The sequence below is a fragment of the Streptomyces cellostaticus genome (assembly GCF_001513965.1).
GTDB classification, from domain to species: domain Bacteria; phylum Actinomycetota; class Actinomycetes; order Streptomycetales; family Streptomycetaceae; genus Streptomyces; species Streptomyces cellostaticus.
In genome coordinates, this window is record NZ_KQ948016.1 from 364821 (window position 1) to 380854 (window position 16034).

Here is a 16034-nt window from a genome sequence, read left to right on the forward strand (position 1 = left end):
TCTACAGGGTTCCGATCCAGTTGGTGAGGAGCTGGGCGCCGGCGTCGCCGGACTTCTCGGGGTGGAACTGGGTGGCCCACAGGGCACCGTTCTCCACGGCGGCCACGAAGGGCTTGCCGTGCGTCGACCAGGTGACCTTGGGGGCGGCGATGAGCGGGTTGTGCGACTCCAGGGTCCAGTCGTGGACCGCGTAGGAGTGCACGAAGTAGAAGCGGGCGTCCGCGTCCAGGCCGGCGAACAGTTCCGAGTCGGCGGGCGCCTGAACGGTGTTCCAGCCCATGTGGGGCACGACGTCGGCCTGGAGCGGCTCGACCGTGCCGGGCCACTCGTCCAGGCCCTCGGCCTGGACGCCGTGCTCGATGCCGCGCGCGAACAGGATCTGCATGCCGACGCAGATGCCCATCACCGGGCGCCCGCCGGACAGCCGGCGGTCGACGACCCAGTCGCCGCGGGCCGCGCGCAGCCCCTGCATACAGGCGGCGAAGGCGCCGACGCCCGGGACCAGCAGGCCGTCGGCGTTCATCGCCTTGTCGAAGTCACGCGTGATCTCGACGTCGGCCCCCACGCGCGCGAGGGCGCGTTCGGCGGAGCGGACGTTGCCGAAGCCGTAGTCGAAGACGACCACTCGCTTGGCGCTCAATTCCACACCTCCAGCCGCAGGACGCCCGCGCCGAGGCACATGGCCGCGCCGATGGAGAGCAGCACGATGAGGCTCGTGGGCATCTTCTGCTTGGCGAAGGAGATGATGCCGCCGACCAGGAAGAGGCCGACGACGATCAGGACCGTGGACAGACCGTTCATGGGTTACAGCGCGCCCTTCGTGGAGGGGAGGATGCCGGCCGCGCGCGGGTCGCGCTCGCTGGCGTAGCGCAGGGCCCGGGCGAGCGCCTTGAACTGGCACTCCACGATGTGGTGCGCGTTGCGCCCGTAGGGCACGTGCACGTGCAGCGCGATCTGCGCCTGGGCGACGAAGGACTCCAGGATGTGCCGGGTCATCGTCGTGTCGTACTCGCCGATCATCGGCGCCATGTTCTCGGGCTCGGTGTGCACGAGGTAGGGGCGGCCGGACAGGTCGACGGTGACCTGGGCGAGGGACTCGTCCAGCGGGACCGTGCAGTTGCCGAATCGATAAATCCCCACCTTGTCGCCGAGCGCCTGCTTGAAGGCGGCGCCGAGCGCGAGGGCGGTGTCCTCGATGGTGTGGTGGGAGTCGATGTGCAGGTCGCCGTCGGTCTTCACGGTCAGGTCGAACAGACCGTGCCGGCCGAGCTGGTCGAGCATGTGGTCGTAGAAGCCGACGCCGGTGGCGATGTCGGTCCTCCCGGTGCCGTCGAGATCGATCTCGACCAGGACCGAGGTCTCCTTGGTGGTGCGCTCCACGCGTCCAACCCGGCTCATGCCTCAAGCTCCTTCTTCACTTCACGTACCGCGTCGAGGAACGCGTCGTTCTCTTCGGGGGTTCCGGCGGACACCCGCAGCCACCCCGGTACGCCGTTGTCCCGGACCAGGACGCCCCGGTCGAGGATCTTCTGCCAGACCTCGTGGGCGCTCTCGAACCGGCCGAACTGCACGAAGTTCGCGTCGGACTCGATGACGTCGTAGCCGATCGTGCGCAGCTCGGCGACCAGCCGGTCCCGCTCCGACTTCAACTGCTCGACGTACTTCAGCAGGGTGTCGGTGTGCTCCAGGGCGGCCAGGGCGGTCGCCTGAGTGATCGCCGACAGGTGGTACGGCAGCCGGACGAGCTGGACGGCGTCCACGACCGCGGGGTGCGCGGCGAGGTAGCCGAGGCGCAGGCCGGCGGCGCCGAACGCCTTCGACATGGTGCGGGAGACGACCAGGTTCGGCCGGCCCTCCAGCAGCGGCAGCAGCGAGTCGCCGTGGCTGAACTCGATGTAGGCCTCGTCCACGATCACCATCGACGGCCCCGCCGCCTGGGCCGCGTCGTACAGCGCGAGGACGGTCTCGGGCGGGACCGCGTTGCCGGTGGGGTTGTTGGGGGTGGTGATGAAGACGACGTCGGGCCGGTGCTCGGCGATGGACTGCTCGGCGGCGGCGAGGTCGATCGTGAAGTCCTCGTTGCGCGGGCCCGAGATCCAGGCCGTGCCCGTGCCGCGCGCGATGAGCGCGTGCATCGAGTACGACGGCTCGAAGCCGATGGCGCTGCGGCCCGGTCCGCCGAAGGTCTGCAGCAGCTGCTGGATGACCTCGTTGGAGCCGTTGGCGGCCCATACGTTCTCGATGCCGAGCGGGTACTTGCCGGTCTTCGTCAGGTACTTGGCCAGCTCGGTGCGCAGCTGGACCGCGTCCCGGTCGGGGTAGCGGTTCAGGTTCCGGGCGGCCTCGCGCACCCGCTCCGCGATCCGCTCGACCAGCGGCTCGGGCAGCGGGTACGGATTCTCGTTCGTGTTCAGCCGTACGGGGACGTCCAACTGGGGCGCACCGTAGGGGGACTTGCCGCGCAGCTCGTCCCGTACGGGGAGATCGTCGATTCCGAAGCTCACTTGCTCTCAGGCACCTTCCAACCGAACCTCGCCCTGATCGCCGCGCCGTGCGCGGGCAGGTCCTCCGCCTCCGCCAGCGTCACCACGTGGTGCGCGACCTCGGCCAGCGCATCCTTCGTGTAGTCCACGATGTGGATGCCGCGCAGGAACGACTGGACGGACAGGCCCGAGGAGTGGCAGGCACAGCCGCCGGTGGGCAGGACGTGGTTGGACCCGGCCGCGTAGTCGCCGAGCGAGACGGGGGCCCAGGGGCCGATGAAGATCGCGCCCGCGTTCTTCACGCGGTCGGCGACCGCGGCGGCGTCGGCGGTCTGGATCTCCAGGTGCTCGGCGCCGTACGCGTCGACCACCCTGAGGCCCTCCTCGATGCCGTCGACCAGCACGATCGCGGACTGCCTGCCCGCGAGGGCCGGGCGGATGCGGTCCTCGACGTGCCTGGTGGCCGCGACCTGCGGCTCCAGCTCCTTCTCCACCGCGTCGGCCAGCTCGACCGAGTCGGTGACGAGCACGGCCGCCGCGAGCGGGTCGTGCTCGGCCTGGCTGATCAGGTCCGAGGCCACGTGCACCGGGTCGGCGGTGTCGTCCGCGAGGACCGCGATCTCGGTGGGGCCGGCCTCGGCGTCGATGCCGATCTTGCCGGTGAAGTAGCGCTTGGCGGCGGCCACCCAGATGTTGCCGGGGCCGGTGACCATGTTGGCGGGCGGGCAGGACTCGGTGCCGTACGCGAACATCGCGACGGCGGTGGCACCGCCGGCCGCGTAGACCTCGTCCACGCCGAGCAGGGCGCAGGCGGCGAGGATCGTCGGGTGCGGCAGCCCGTCGAACTCGGCCTGGGCGGGCGAGGCGAGCGCGATCGACTCGACGCCGGCCTCCTGTGCGGGCACCACGTTCATGATCACGGAGGACGGGTAGACCGAGCGGCCGCCGGGCGCATAGAGCCCGACGCGCTCGACCGGCACCCATTTCTCGGTGACGGACCCGCCGGGCGCGACCTGGGTGGTGTGCGTCGTACGGCGCTGCTCGCGGTGGACCAGGCGGGCGCGGCGGATGGACTCCTCCAGGGCCGCGCGCACGGCCGGGTCGAGGGCCTGGAGCGCGTCGGTGAGCGCCTGGGCCGGGACACGGACGGATTCCAGCCGTACTCCGTCGAACTTCTCCGCGAAGTCGATCAGCGCCGCGTCGCCCCGATGATGCACGGCCTCGCAGATCGGACGCACCTTCTCCAGGGCGGCCTGAACGTCGAAGTCGGCTCGGGGCAGCAGGTCGCGCAGGGCGGGGCCCTCGGGAAGGGCGTCGCCGCGCAGATCGATTCGGGAGATCACGGTTCCAATTCTCTCAGACCGGGGTCCGGAGCCGTCCGCGCGTATCAATGGCTGATACAGAACCTGGCCGGAAGCCGGAAGATCGCCTTCACGTCTAGTGTTCCGGGCGTCACTCAGCGGGCATGAACGTCTGTACGACACAGGTGACCCACAAGTAGGCGAGGAAGAAGGACGAGCGGTGACCGAGGGGGCCGGCCTGCGCGCCGGGGACCTGCCGGAGGACCTGACCGCGACCGAGGCGGGCATGTGGCAGGCCTTCCGCAACGGCAGCGTGTACGACCTGAGCAGCGCAGACGCCATCGTGGACGATCCGCACGGCGGGCACCCCTGGGGGCCCGAGCGGAGCGTCAGGGCGCGCATCATCTGCTGGCTGCTGCTGGACGGGCCGCCCGCGCTCGCGGGCCGGGTGAATGCGCTGAAGCTCGTCGGCGTGCGCGTCACCGGCACGCTGGACCTGGCGGGCGGCACGGTCACGCCGTACGTGGAGATGCGCGGCTGCCGCTTCGACGACGAGGTCCTGCTGCCCGAGGCCCGCTTCACGACCCTGCGCCTGGTGGACTGCGCGGTGCCGCGGCTGGAGGCGGCCCGGGTGCACACGGAGGGCGATCTGCACCTGCCGCGCTGCCGCTTCCAGAACGGGGTGCGGCTGACCGACGCGCACATCGGCACCGATCTGCTGCTCAACCAGGCGATCGTGTACCGGGGCCGCAGCGGCCGCTCGATCGCCGCGGACGGCATGACCGTCGGCCAGGACCTCCAGGCGGAGCTGCTGGAGTCGCACGGTGAGCTGAGCCTGCGCAGCGCCAAGATCGGGGTCTCGCTGAGCCTGCGCGGCGCGAAACTGGCCAACCCGTACGCGCGCCTCGCCCTGAACGCCCCCCAGCTCACGGTGGGGCGCACGCTGTACCTGACGCCGGCCGGCGTGGGCAACCCGCTGCTGAGCGGCACGACCCCCGCGCGCGGGACCCGGATCCAGTGCTTCGAAGCCCAGGGCGGGGTGCGGCTGGACGACGGACGGTTCGGGGACGCCGTGGACCTGGAGCGGGCCCGGTTCGCCTTCACCGACGACCAGGTGCTGTCGCTGCGCCGGGTGCAGACGCCGGAGCTGCGTTTCCTCGGGGACGCTCCGCAGCGCGGCCAGGTGCTGCTGTCCGGCGCGCGGATCGTCAACCTGGTGGACCGCGCGAGCAGCTGGCCGGGCCCGGGCAGCCTGCACATGGGCGGCTTCGCCTACGAGAACCTGGTCCCGCAGGGCCCCTTCCCGCTGACCCGGCGGCTGGACTGGGTGGCCGCGGCCACCGCCGAGTACAACCCGGAGCCGTACGAGCGGCTGGCCACCGTGCTGCGCGCGGCCGGGGAGGACGAGGACGCCCGCGAGGTGCTGCTCGCCAAGCAGCGCCGACGCCGCGAGACGCTGCCGCTGGCCGCCAAGTTCTGGGGTTACGTCCAGGACTGGACGGTGGCCTACGGCTACCGGCCGGGCCGGGCCGCGGTGTGGATGGCGGTGCTCTGGGCGGCGGGCACGCTCGCGTTCTCGCACGCGCCCCACCCGCCCGTGAACTCCGGCGGGCATCCCTCCTGGAGCCCCGCCCTGTTCACGCTGGACATCCTGTTACCGGTGATCGACCTGGGCCAGGTGGGCCAGTGGCAGCTACGCGGCGGCTGGCAGTGGCTGTCGGCGGCGATGATCATGCTGGGCTGGATCCTGGCGACGACGGTGGCGGCGGGGGCGACCCGGCTGCTGCGCCGGGGCTGACGCCCGGTTCGCCGATAGTGACAGGTACTCCACAATGACCGAAGAGGCACCTTTTGCCCGTCCTTGACCATCGGCCGTACAACTTTCCATGACTTGCCCGGACCCTCTGGCGCACCCACGACCTGCGGACTTTCAATGGTCGACACCATGGCTCTGCTGCCGGCGTTCCTCCGCCCCACACGGATGACACGACGTGCCTCGCGCCCCGCCGCCCCACTGCCGGCCGGCGACGAGGCCGTCCTCGACGCGCCCGACGAGCGCCTCTCCCCCGCGCTGGTCGCGGCCGGCCGGGGGGAGTACGGCGTCGCCGAGGCACTGCTCGCCACCACCCGTGCGACCGCCGCGTGGGAGGACCGCGACCGCTGCGCCAAACGGCTCGCCGCCTTCGCCCGCTCGCGCCCCGAATGGTTCGAGGCATGGCGCGCCGCCGCACCCGACGACCCCGACGCGCTGCTCGTCGCGACCCAGCTGGCGGTGGACCGCGTCTGGCCCTCGCCGGCCCGCGCCGAGCTGCTGCGCGAGGTGAGCCCGCTGATCACGGCCGCCGCCCGCGCCGACGACCGTGACCCGGTGCCGTGGCGGATCGCGCTCGACCACGCGCGCGGCTCACGGGCCGGCCACCGGTACTTCGAGGAGCTGTGGGAGGCGGCGGTCCGGCGCGCCCCGCACCACTACGGCTGCCATGTGGCCGCCCTGCGCTACCTGGGCACCTTCTGGCACGGCTCTCACCGCGAGTGCTTCGACTTCGCCGACCTGGCCGCGCAGGACGCCCCGGCCGACTCGCTCGTCCAGGCATTGCCGGCCCGGGCGGCCTTCGCCTACCTGACCGACGACTGCGGTCCCGAGGTGCCGCGCGAGCGGCTGGACGCGGCGGCCGACCGGGCGGTCGCGCTCTCCGGCCGGTTCCCGGCGGCCGACCCGTGGCCCGCCGAGGTCCGCAACAAGCTGGTCTACGTCCTCGTACGGCTGGAACGCTGGGAGGATGCCCGCGCCCAGCTGCGGCTGACCGGCCCGTACGCCACCTCCTTCCCCTGGGACCGGGTCTCGGAGGACCCGCTGGGGCTCTTCCTGCGGCTGCGCGAGGAACTCCTGAACGGGACCGGCACACCCGGCCCGAAGGGCCTGCTGCCCGCTCCGCTGCGACCACGGAGCGGGCACGGCGGACACGCCCGCGCCGGTGACCATTAGGCTGGGGCGCCGTGACCACCGTCCGTCTCCCCCTCTTCCCGCTGAACTCGGTGCTGTTCCCGGGGCTCGTGCTTCCGCTGAACGTGTTCGAGGAGCGCTATCGCGCCATGATGCGCGAGCTGCTGAAGACCCCCGAGGACGAGCCGCGCCGGTTCGCCGTCGTGGCGATCCGCGACGGCTACGAGGTGGCGCCCAGCGCCCCTGGCATGCCGGATCCGACCGCACAGCCCGAGCGCGGCCCCTCGGCGGGGTTCGGCCCCGACCCCCTCAAGGCCTTCCAGCAGGTGGGCTGCGTGGCGGACGCGGCGACCGTCCGGGAGCGTGCCGACGGCACGTTCGAGGTGCTGGCGACCGGGACGACCCGGGTACGGCTGCTGTCCGTGGACGCGTCGGGCCCGTTCCTGACGGCGGAGCTGGAGGAGCTGCCGGAGGAGCCCGGCGACGAGGCGGGCGCACTGGCGCAAGGGGTCCTGCGCGCGTTCCGCCAGTACCAGAAGCGGCTCGCGGGCGCCCGCGAGCGCTCGCTCTCGACGGGCGCGGACCTCCCGGACGAGCCTTCGGTGGTCTCCTACCTGGTGGCCGCGGCGATGGTCCTGGACACGCCGACGAAGCAACGGCTGCTCCAGGCGCCGGACACCGCCTCCCGGCTGAGGGACGAGCTGAAACTCCTTCGCGCGGAGACGGCCATCATCCGTAGCCTGCCGTCGTTGCCCGCGTTCGAGCTGACGCGGACACCGACCAGCCTGAACTGACGGAACCGAGGCCGAGACCCCCGATGGCGAAGAAGACGAAGAAGCAGCAGTCCGGAGGCACCCCGGCGACGGTGGCCCTGACGACGGCGGGCGTGGAGTTCACGGTCCACGCCTACGACCACGACCCCTCCCACCCCTCCTATGGCGAGGAGGCCGCGGAGGCGATGGGCGTCTCCGGCGACCGGGTCTTCAAGACCCTGGTGGCCGACGTGGACGGCGCCCTGACGGTGGCGGTGGTCCCGGTCTCCGGCACGCTGGACCTCAAGGCCCTGGCGGCAGCGGTGGGCGGCAAGCGGGCCACGATGGCCGACCCCACCCTCGCCGAACGCACCACCGGCTACGTCCGCGGCGGTATCTCTCCCCTGGGCCAGCGCAAGAAGCTCCCCACGGTCCTGGACGACTCGGCCGCCGCCCACCCCACGATCTGTGTCTCGGCGGGCCGCCGCGGCCTGGAGGTCGAACTGTCCCCGGGGGACCTGACCAGCCTGACGGCCGCGGTGCTGGCACCGATCGGCCGGGGCTGACACCCGGCGCTGCGGGGCCCGGGGCAGAGCCCCGGTCAGCCCTGCGGATACGGCAGCTCGGGATCCCGGGGCCCGAACAGCGCCGTGAGCCCGAGGTGCACCAGCAGCGCCCCGAGCGGCCAGGCCAGCAGCGCCCCCTTCGCCCCCAGCTTCAACGGCGCCGAGAAGGTGACCCCCTTGCCCACGGCCTTGGCGTGAGCGATGACATCCGACTCCGGGCCCAGCCATATACCGAGCCGCCACGCCAGCAACGACCCCAGCAGCCCGCCGAGGCCGAGTGCCACCACGAGAGGCACGCCCCCACGCCGCCGCAGCAGGAACACCGCAACCGCACTGACCAGCCCGAAGCCCAGCCCCAGCAGCGCGAACGTCCCGTCCGCCCCGACCGCCTGCTCCCCCTCGGTGTCCTTGAGGTAGACGACCCAGCTGCGGTCGGCCTCGTCCCCCACGAGCGGCACATGCGGCGCCAGCCACGACCACAGCAGCCCGAGCAGCACACCGCCCAGCGCCACGGCCACCGTGATCACGGCGGCTTCCCGCACTTCGGTCTTCATCCCAGGGCCGTCCTGTTCGTACGGACCCGCCACCGGCCCCCCGGCGGGCGGAGCCTGCCAGACCTGGTGCGGGGAGTCGTCGTGGGGCGGCGGAGGCGGAGTCAGCGGTGCGGTCACCCTGACATCGTGCCAGGTCGCGCTGTGCGCCGCGTCACCGGACGGCCGCCCTGCGGTACGCCCAGGTCGCCACGGCCAGCGAGACGACTCCGACACCCGCGCACACCCCCAGGTCAGCGAGGACCACGGCCCAGTCGGGGTGTGCCCCGAAGGTCCGCGCGTATGCCTCCACGCCGTAGGTCGACGGCAGCAGATCCCGCGCCAGCCGCACGATCTGCGGCATCCGGTCGGCCGGCAGCACGCCCAGCAGCAGCGCCGCGGACATGCCCAGCTGACCGAGCAGCGTGGCCAGTTCGGGCCGCGGCGCGAGCAGCCCGCAGGCGGCGCCCAGCCCGGACAGCGCGGCCCCGGCGAGCGGGATCACGGCCATCAGGATCCACAGGTTGGACAGCGGCAGTCCGAACAGCACGCACCCGAAGACGGCGGTCACCAAGGTCCCCGGCACGGTGAAGGAGGCGTACGCCCCCGCCGCACCCAGCACGACCGCCGCCGGCGGCACCGGCAGCGTGGCGTAGTGGTCGAGCCCGCCGCTGGCCCGCAGCTGCCCGAAGTACTGCGACAGCAGGTTCAGCGCGACATACGCGACGACCAGCACCGACGACCCGGCCACCACGGACTGGGCCTCACCGCCGCTGTCGACGACGCCCCGCATCATCACGGTGATGCCGACGGACTGGAAGGTCGCCACGAACAGCAGCGGGATCCGGGCCACCCGGGCCCGGGACAGCTGCGCCCGGTAGACGGCCGCCAACGACGGCCACAGCCGTGCTCGCGGCCCGAGTTCGGCCGCGCCCCGGGCCGCCTGTGGCATGGCCGGGGCATCGCCCGGCAGCACCTGAGCGGATACGACACTCACGACGACCTGCTCCTCTTCCCTACGGCAGCCGCGCCACCGTCCCACAGGGACCATACGGATACGACCAGCCTCGCGCTCACACCTTCACCAGCCCCTGCCGCGCCGCGCCGCCCAGTGCCAGGTAGACGTCCTCCAGGCTGGGCGTGGCGAGGGTGAAGTCGTCCAGGGCGGCGAAGGCGGCCCCGCCGGTCACCGTGGCGACGGCGGCCCGGGCCTCCTCGGGGGCGAGCCGGAGCGTCCAGCGCCGGCCGGACTCCACGGCCCGCTCGCGCAGCACGGCGACCTCGGGCACGTCCAGCGGCGCGCGTTCCCGCCACACCAGCTCGACCCGCACCTCGCCGGAGACCTGTTCCTTGAGCCCGGCCGGGGTGTCGCAGGCGATGACCCGGCCCTGGTCCAGGACGGCGACCCGGTCCAGGACGGTCTCGGCCTCGATGACGTTGTGGGTGACCAGCAGCACGGTCGTACCGTGTTCGGCCCGCCGCCGGTCCACGGCCGCCCACACCGCGCGCCGGGCCACCGGGTCCATGCCGGTGGTCGGCTCGTCCAGCACGAGCAGCGGGCGCTCACCGACGAGGGCGGCGGCGAAGCAGGCGAGCCGCCGCTGGCCCCCGGACAGCTTCTTCAGTGCCCGACCGGCGATCGGCGTGAGCCCGAGTTCCTCGATCACGGCGTCCCGCTCGGCCCGCGCCCGGCGTACGTCGAGTCCGCGCAGCCGTCCGGTGGTCTCCGCGGCCAGGGAAACGGTCAGCTCGTCCAGCGCGGAGGACTCCTGGCCGAGATAGGCAAGGATGCGGGCGGCCCGCTCGGGGTGGCGCACGATGTCATGGCCGAGGATCTCGACGCTGCCGCCGTCCGGCCGCAGCAGTCCGGTGAGCTGCCGTACGAGGGTGGACTTGCCGGCGCCGTTCGGCCCGAGCAGCCCGAAGATCTCCCCGCGCCGCACGTCCAGTGTCACGCCGTCGGTGGCCCGCACCTCCGGGGTGCCCGGCGTCCCGCGCCGTCCCTTGACGGGCGGGTAGGTCTTGCTGAGCCCGCGCACGCGTACGACCTCGTCATGCCGAAGTGCCTGTCCCGCGCGCGTACTCACAAGGGACGAGACTACGGGGTCCGAACCCTTTACTCGCCTTTGGGGCCTCTGGAAGACCAGCCGCGACGGCGATCAGCCACGACGGCGGAGACCGGCGCTGCCGAGCTCACCACAGCACCGGCTCAATCCCCGGCCGGGGCGTGCTCAGCCGCCGCGGGCACATCGAATTCCCGCCAGAACCCCGCCCGGATGGCGTAACGATCGTGATCGTCGATCTGGTCGTCCTTGTGCGCGAGCAGGCCGAAGCGGGCGGCGTACCGCAGCAGCTCGCCGTCGATGCGGTGCGGGATGCGCGGATACATCGAGGACAGCCGCTGCAGATGGCTCTGGTCGCCGAGCCGGGACATCCACCGGCGGGCGAAGACCTGCCCCACCTCGTACGGATCGCCGCCGACGGTGGTGATGTCCTCCTCCCGGTCGGCCCACCGCTGCTCGGCGGTGGTCAGCTGGGCCAGCGTCGGCATGGAGGCGACCTCGGGCGGCTCGGAGACCCCTCCCGGACGGTCCACCCAGCCCTTGTCGGACGACCACCTCAGCGTCGCGGTCGTCGGGTGCTGCACGCCCTGCGCCCCGGGTGCGCGCAGGGCGGCGAGGTCCTTGGGGGTGGGTACGCCCTTGGGGGCGGGCACCCGCTCCTGGCTGCCGTTCTCCGACGCGGCGGCGGCCGGCGCGTGGGCGCCCTGCTCGGCGGGCCGCTCGGCGGCCGCGGCGAGCGCGGACTCGGGCAGCGGCGCGGAGAGGATCGCCGCGATCTCGGGGCGGGGCGCGGGCGGCGGCGCGCAGACGCCGGTCAGCTCCTTGGCGCGGACCGCCTGGGTGATCCAGGCCCGGTCCAGCACGCGCCGCTCGTCGGCCTCGGCGACCAGGTCCTCCGACTGGTTGTAGTCCCCGTCGGCGGCCTGCACGGCCCACAGGTGGACGGCGACGCCGTGCTCCTTGGCGGCCATCATGCCGGGCAGCAGATCGCCGTCGCCGGTGACCAGGACGACGTCGGAGCAGGCGCGGTTGCGGGCCAGCTCGGTCAGCTCGGCGTGCATGGCGGCGTCGACGCCCTTCTGCGCCCAGCGTCCGTCACTGCGGGTGAGGGCGCCGAGCCGGACGGTGACCCGGGGCATCACGCGCAGCCTGCGGTGCTCCGGCTGGGGAACGCGGTCGGGGGCGCCGTCGAACCAGTAGATGCGCAGCAGCGGGCGCTCTGTCTCCGACTCGGCGCGATCGCGCAGGGCCTGGATCAGTGCGGCGTGGTCGACGGTGATCCGGGACCGCGAGGGCTCACCGGCGAGGAGGCTGGCGGCGGCTCCCAGCAGATACCCGGCGTCCACCAGGACGATGCAACGGTCCACGCGACTCACCCTCTTCCCGGGAGGCTTTGCTTCGGACTTCCTTCGAGTCTGCCCGACCGCGCGGGGCTTAACGGCCCGAACTCGATCTTCGGCGTGGCGTTTGCGCTTTTGTCTCGCCCACCCACCCTGTCACACACGGTAATTATCCGACATGCGCCTGATGTCAGCCTATGTGAATCTGGTCCCGGCCCTGGCCCCTAGATCCCCCACAGGAGGCAGATCACCATGGCCAAGAACAAGAACCGCAAGCAGGGCGGCTCGCAGAACCGTGCTTCGCAGGCCGAGCAGGCTCAGGAGCACGCGCAGCGGTCGTCCACCGAGGCGCACGAGTCTCCGATGCACATCCCGGGCAGCCCCTCGGATGTTGCTCGTAAGCAGCAGAAGCGCTTCGGCCACAACTAAAGGGCACTTGAAGCCCAGGCACACGGAAGGGGCGCACCCGCCGAGGGTGCGCCCCTTCCCGCTTCAACGGCTCAGCCCGCCAGGCAGGACGGGCCGAGCAGCACCTTCAGGTCGCCGAAGAGGGCCGGGTCAGGCTTGACCCGGTGCCGGTCCAGGCGCAGCACGGTGGTCTTGCGCGGGCCCTGGAGCTTGATGCGGACCTCGCTGTCGCCCTTGTGGTGACTGAGGATCTCGCCGAGGCGGCTGACCATGGGCGGGGTGACCCTGGTGGCGGGGATGGTGAGGATCACCGGCGCGTTGGTGCCCGCGTTGGACAGGTCCGGGACCATCAGCTCCATCGCCACGAGCCGCGGCACGTCCTCGCGCTTGTCGAGGCGGCCCTTGACGAACACGACCGCGTCCTCGACCAGTTGGGTCGACACCAGCTGGTAGGTGGCCGGGAAGAACATGCACTCGATGGAGCCGGCGAGGTCCTCGACCGTGGCGATGGCCCAGGCGTTGCCCTGCTTGGTCATCTTGCGCTGCAGGCCCGAGATGATGCCGCCGATGGTGACGACCGCGCCGTCCGCGTGCTCACCTCCGGTGAGCTGGGAGATGCCCGCGTCGGCCTTGTCCGACAGGACGTGCTCCAGGCCGAAGAGCGGGTGGTCGGAGACGTAGAGACCGAGCATCTCCCGCTCCTGGGCGAGCAGGTAGGTCTTGTCCCACTCCTCGGTGGTGAACTCCACGTCGAGTCCGAAACCGGGCTCGCTGCTCTCCTCCTCGCCCATGCCGCCGAAGAGGTCGAACTGGCCCTCGGCCTCCTTGCGCTTGACCGCGACCACGTTGTCGATCATCGGCTCGTACTGGGCCGTCAGCCCCTTGCGGGTGTGCCCCAGGGTGTCGAAGGCTCCCGCCTTGATCAGCGACTCCGTGGTGCGCTTGTTGCACGCGACCGCCTCGACCTTGTCGAGGTAGTCGGGGAAGGAGGCGTACTTGCCCTTCGCCTTGCGGCTCTTGATGATCGACTCGACCACGTTGGTGCCGACGTTGCGCACGGCTTCGAGGCCGAAGAGGATCACGTCGTCGCCCTGGGCGGCGAAGTTGTGCACCGACTCGTTGACGTTCGGCGGGAGCACCTTGATGCCCATGCGGCGGCACTCGTTGAGGTAGATCGCCGACTTGTCCTTGTCGTCCTTGACGGAGGTCAGGAGCGCGGCCATGTACTCGGCGGGGTAGTTCGCCTTCAGATAGGCGGTCCAGTACGACACCAGGCCGTACGCGGCCGAGTGGGCCTTGTTGAAGGCGTAGCCGGCGAACGGGACCAGCACGTCCCACAGGGCCTGGATGGCTTCGTCGCTGTAGTCGTTCTTGCGGGCGCCGGCCTGGAAGATGGTGAAGTTCTTCGCCAGCTCCTCGGGCTTCTTCTTGCCCATCACGCGGCGCAGGATGTCGGCCTCGCCGAGTGAGTAGCCCGCGATGATCTGGGCGGCCTTCTGCACCTGCTCCTGGTAGACGATCAGGCCGTAGGTGACCGCCAGGACCTCTTCGAGGGGCTTCTCCAGCTCCTTGTGGATCGGGGTGATCTCCTGGAGCTTGTTCTTGCGCAGCGCGTAGTTGGTGTGCGAGTCCATGCCCATGGGGCCCGGGCGGTACAGCGCCGACACGGCGGAGATGTCTTCGAAGTTGTCGGGCTTCATCAGGCGCAGCAGCGAGCGCATGGGGCCGCCGTCGAACTGGAAGACGCCGAGGGTGTCGCCGCGCTGGAGCAGTTCGAAGGTCGTCGGATCGTCGAGCGGGAGGCTCAGCAGATCGATGTCGACGTCCTTGTTGGACTTCACCATCTTGACGGCGTCGTCCATGATCGTCAGGTTGCGCAGGCCGAGGAAGTCCATCTTCAGCAGGCCGAGCGACTCACAGCTCGGGTAGTCCCACTGCGTGATGGTCACGCCGTCGGTGTGCCGCACCCACACCGGGACGTGCTCGGTGATGGTCTCGCTGGACATGATCACGCCGGCCGCGTGCACGCCCATCTGCCGGACCAGGCCCTCGACGCCCTTGGCGGTGTCGATGACCTTCTTCACGTCCGGCTCGTTCTCGTACATCCCGCGGATCTCGCCCGCCTCGCTGTAGCGCGGGTGCGAGGGGTCGGTGATGCCGTTCAGGTCGATGCCCTTGCCGAGGACGTCGGCGGGCATCGCCTTGGTGAGCCGGTCGCCCATGGCGTACGGGTAGCCCAGCACGCGCGCGGAGTCCTTGATCGCGTTCTTGGCCTTGATCTTGCCGTACGTGCCGATCATGGCGACCTTGTCGGCGCCGTACTTCTCCGTCACGTACCTGATGACCTCGACGCGCCGACGCTCGTCGAAGTCGATGTCGACGTCGGGCATGGAGACACGCTCGGGGTTGAGGAAGCGCTCGAAGATCAGGCCGTGCGGGATCGGGTCGAGGTCGGTGATGCCCATGGCGTAGGCGACGATCGAGCCGGCCGCGGAGCCTCGGCCGGGGCCGACCGCGATGCCGTTGTTCTTGGCCCACATGATGAAGTCGGCGACCACGAGGAAGTAGCCCGGGAACCCCATCTGGATGATGACGTCCATCTCGTACTCGGCCTGCTTCTGGCGGTCCTCGGGGATGCCGCCGGGGAAGCGGCGCTCCATGCCGCGGCGCACCTCCTCCTTGAACCAGGTGACCTCGGTGTAGCCGTCGGGGATGTCGAACTTCGGCATGAGGTTCTTCGCCTCGAACATGCCCGTGGTGTCCACCATCTCGGCGACGAGGAGCGTGTTGGCGCAGCCCTCCTGCCAGGCGTCCGAGGAGTCGATGGCGTACATCTCGTCCGTGGACTTCAGGTAGTAGCCGGTGCCGTCGAACTTGAAGCGGTCCGGGTCGGAGAGGTTCTTGCCGGTCTGGATGCACAGCAGCGCGTCGTGGGCGCCGGCCTCGTGGGCGTAGGTGTAGTGCGAGTCGTTGGTGACCAGCGGCGGGATGCCGAGCTTCCTGCCGATCTCCAGCAGGCCGTCACGGACCCGGCGCTCGATGTCGATGCCGTGGTCCATCAGCTCCAGGAAGTACTTGTCCTTGCCGAAGATGTCCTGGTACTCGGCGGCCGCCTTGAGGGCCTCGTCGAAGTGGCCGAGGCGCAGCCGGGTCTGCACCTCGCCGGAGGGGCAGCCGGTGGAGGCGACGATGCCCTCGGACCACTGGGCGATGGTCTCCTTGTCCATCCGGGGCCACTTCTGCAGCCAGCCCTCGGCGTACGCGTCCGAAGAGAGGCGGAAGAGGTTGTGCAGGCCGGTCCGGTTCACGGCCCACATCGTCTTGTGGGTGTAACCACCGGAACCGGAGATGTCGTCCCGCTTCTGGTGCGGCTGGCCCCAGAGGATCTTGCGCTTGTTGCGCCGGGATTCGGGGGCGACATATGCCTCGATCCCGATGATCGGGGTGATTCCGGCCTTCTGCGCGGAGTGGAAGAAGTCGTACGCCCCGTGGAGGTTGCCGTGGTCGGACATGGCGATGTGCGTCATGCCCATCTCGTTGCAGGCGTTGAACATGTCCTTGAGCCGCGCAGCACCGTCCAGCAGCGAGTACTGGGTGTGGACGTGCAGGTGCGTGAAGGGCGGCTTTGACACGGTTTCGGCCTCCGA

General features: G+C 71.0%; 14 protein-coding genes and 1 pseudogene. 5 read left to right on the forward strand and 10 right to left on the reverse strand.

The features are described 5' to 3' along the window. Nucleotide 1: 1 nt before the first annotated feature. From hisH to hisD, 5 genes are read right to left on the reverse strand one after another with little or no spacing between them, the layout of a single operon-like run. Nucleotides 2-640, reverse strand: coding sequence for an imidazole glycerol phosphate synthase subunit HisH (hisH, locus tag AQI88_RS05270; RefSeq protein ID WP_066992606.1), 639 nt, complete (start codon nucleotides 638-640; stop codon nucleotides 2-4). After that, nucleotides 637-801 carry a hypothetical protein gene (locus AQI88_RS46520; protein ID WP_167357442.1) on the reverse strand — a complete coding sequence of 55 codons (165 nt, stop codon included), beginning with the start codon at nucleotides 799-801 and terminating at the stop codon, nucleotides 637-639. Before AQI88_RS46520 ends, hisH begins: the two co-directional genes overlap by 4 nt. 3 nt (nucleotides 802-804) lie before the next feature. Beyond that, on the reverse strand, nucleotides 805-1398 hold the full coding sequence (gene hisB / locus AQI88_RS05275; RefSeq protein ID WP_030783530.1) for an imidazoleglycerol-phosphate dehydratase HisB: 594 nt from the start codon (nucleotides 1396-1398) through the stop codon (nucleotides 805-807). Further along, entirely contained in the window at nucleotides 1395-2504 is a 1110-nt protein-coding gene (locus tag AQI88_RS05280; RefSeq protein ID WP_066992608.1) for a histidinol-phosphate transaminase, read from the reverse strand. The genes hisB and AQI88_RS05280 overlap by 4 nt, the downstream gene beginning before the upstream one ends. After that, a complete protein-coding gene (hisD, locus tag AQI88_RS05285; RefSeq protein ID WP_066992611.1) occupies nucleotides 2501-3826 on the reverse strand; it encodes a histidinol dehydrogenase in 1326 nt (441 codons plus the stop codon). The genes AQI88_RS05280 and hisD overlap by 4 nt, the downstream gene beginning before the upstream one ends. A gap of 178 nt (nucleotides 3827-4004) precedes the next feature. Between hisD and AQI88_RS05290 the strand changes: the two genes are divergently transcribed. From AQI88_RS05290 to ybaK, 4 genes are all read left to right on the forward strand, one after another. Then, entirely contained in the window at nucleotides 4005-5582 is a 1578-nt protein-coding gene (locus AQI88_RS05290; RefSeq protein ID WP_066992614.1) for an oxidoreductase, read from the forward strand. A gap of 135 nt (nucleotides 5583-5717) precedes the next feature. Further along, nucleotides 5718-6770, forward strand: a complete 1053-nt coding sequence (locus tag AQI88_RS05295; protein WP_208615717.1) for a hypothetical protein — start codon at nucleotides 5718-5720, stop codon at nucleotides 6768-6770. An 11-nt stretch (nucleotides 6771-6781) separates the two neighbouring features. Continuing rightward, nucleotides 6782-7522 carry an LON peptidase substrate-binding domain-containing protein gene (locus AQI88_RS05300; protein ID WP_066992617.1) on the forward strand — a complete coding sequence of 247 codons (741 nt, stop codon included), beginning with the start codon at nucleotides 6782-6784 and terminating at the stop codon, nucleotides 7520-7522. Between the two features lie 23 nt (nucleotides 7523-7545). Then, nucleotides 7546-8046, forward strand: coding sequence for a Cys-tRNA(Pro) deacylase (gene ybaK / locus AQI88_RS05305; RefSeq protein ID WP_066992620.1), 501 nt, complete (start codon nucleotides 7546-7548; stop codon nucleotides 8044-8046). A gap of 35 nt (nucleotides 8047-8081) precedes the next feature. On the opposite strand, the gene AQI88_RS05310 is transcribed toward ybaK, so the two are convergent. The 4 genes and pseudogenes from AQI88_RS05310 to AQI88_RS05325 form a co-directional block, all read right to left on the reverse strand. Continuing rightward, nucleotides 8082-8717, reverse strand: a complete 636-nt coding sequence (locus tag AQI88_RS05310) for an AAA family ATPase (RefSeq protein ID WP_066992623.1) — start codon at nucleotides 8715-8717, stop codon at nucleotides 8082-8084. Between the two features lie 34 nt (nucleotides 8718-8751). After that, the gene (locus AQI88_RS05315) at nucleotides 8752-9573 is read right to left on the reverse strand and encodes an ABC transporter permease (protein WP_066992626.1); all 822 of its coding nucleotides are present in this window, start codon (nucleotides 9571-9573) and stop codon (nucleotides 8752-8754) included. Between the two features lie 76 nt (nucleotides 9574-9649). Then, nucleotides 9650-10528 (reverse strand): annotated as a pseudogene (locus tag AQI88_RS05320) (ABC transporter ATP-binding protein); the annotation flags it as partial. Nucleotides 10529-10785: 257 nt separating this feature from the next. Continuing rightward, nucleotides 10786-12006, reverse strand: coding sequence for an NYN domain-containing protein (locus AQI88_RS05325; RefSeq protein WP_066992631.1), 1221 nt, complete (start codon nucleotides 12004-12006; stop codon nucleotides 10786-10788). A 225-nt stretch (nucleotides 12007-12231) separates the two neighbouring features. Between AQI88_RS05325 and AQI88_RS46525 the strand changes: the two genes are divergently transcribed. Further along, nucleotides 12232-12408, forward strand: a complete 177-nt coding sequence (locus tag AQI88_RS46525) for a hypothetical protein (RefSeq protein WP_167357443.1) — start codon at nucleotides 12232-12234, stop codon at nucleotides 12406-12408. Between the two features lie 71 nt (nucleotides 12409-12479). Here AQI88_RS46525 and dnaE read toward each other — a convergent pair whose 3' ends face one another. After that, the gene (gene dnaE, locus AQI88_RS05330) at nucleotides 12480-16019 is read right to left on the reverse strand and encodes a DNA polymerase III subunit alpha (protein ID WP_066992634.1); all 3540 of its coding nucleotides are present in this window, start codon (nucleotides 16017-16019) and stop codon (nucleotides 12480-12482) included. Nucleotides 16020-16034: the final 15 nt, after the last annotated feature.

Bases quoted from the DNA above. Each gene is read 5' to 3' on its own strand.
- AQI88_RS05295 (WP_208615717.1), top strand. From the start codon at position 5,718: ATGGTCGACACCATGGCTCTGCTGCCGGCGTTCCTCCGCCCCACACGG.
- hisB (WP_030783530.1), bottom strand. From the start codon at position 1,398: ATGAGCCGGGTTGGACGCGTGGAGCGCACCACCAAGGAGACCTCGGTC.
- ybaK (WP_066992620.1), top strand. From the start codon at position 7,546: ATGGCGAAGAAGACGAAGAAGCAGCAGTCCGGAGGCACCCCGGCGACG.
- AQI88_RS46525 (WP_167357443.1), top strand. From the start codon at position 12,232: ATGGCCAAGAACAAGAACCGCAAGCAGGGCGGCTCGCAGAACCGTGCT.
- AQI88_RS46520 (WP_167357442.1), bottom strand. From the start codon at position 801: ATGAACGGTCTGTCCACGGTCCTGATCGTCGTCGGCCTCTTCCTGGTC.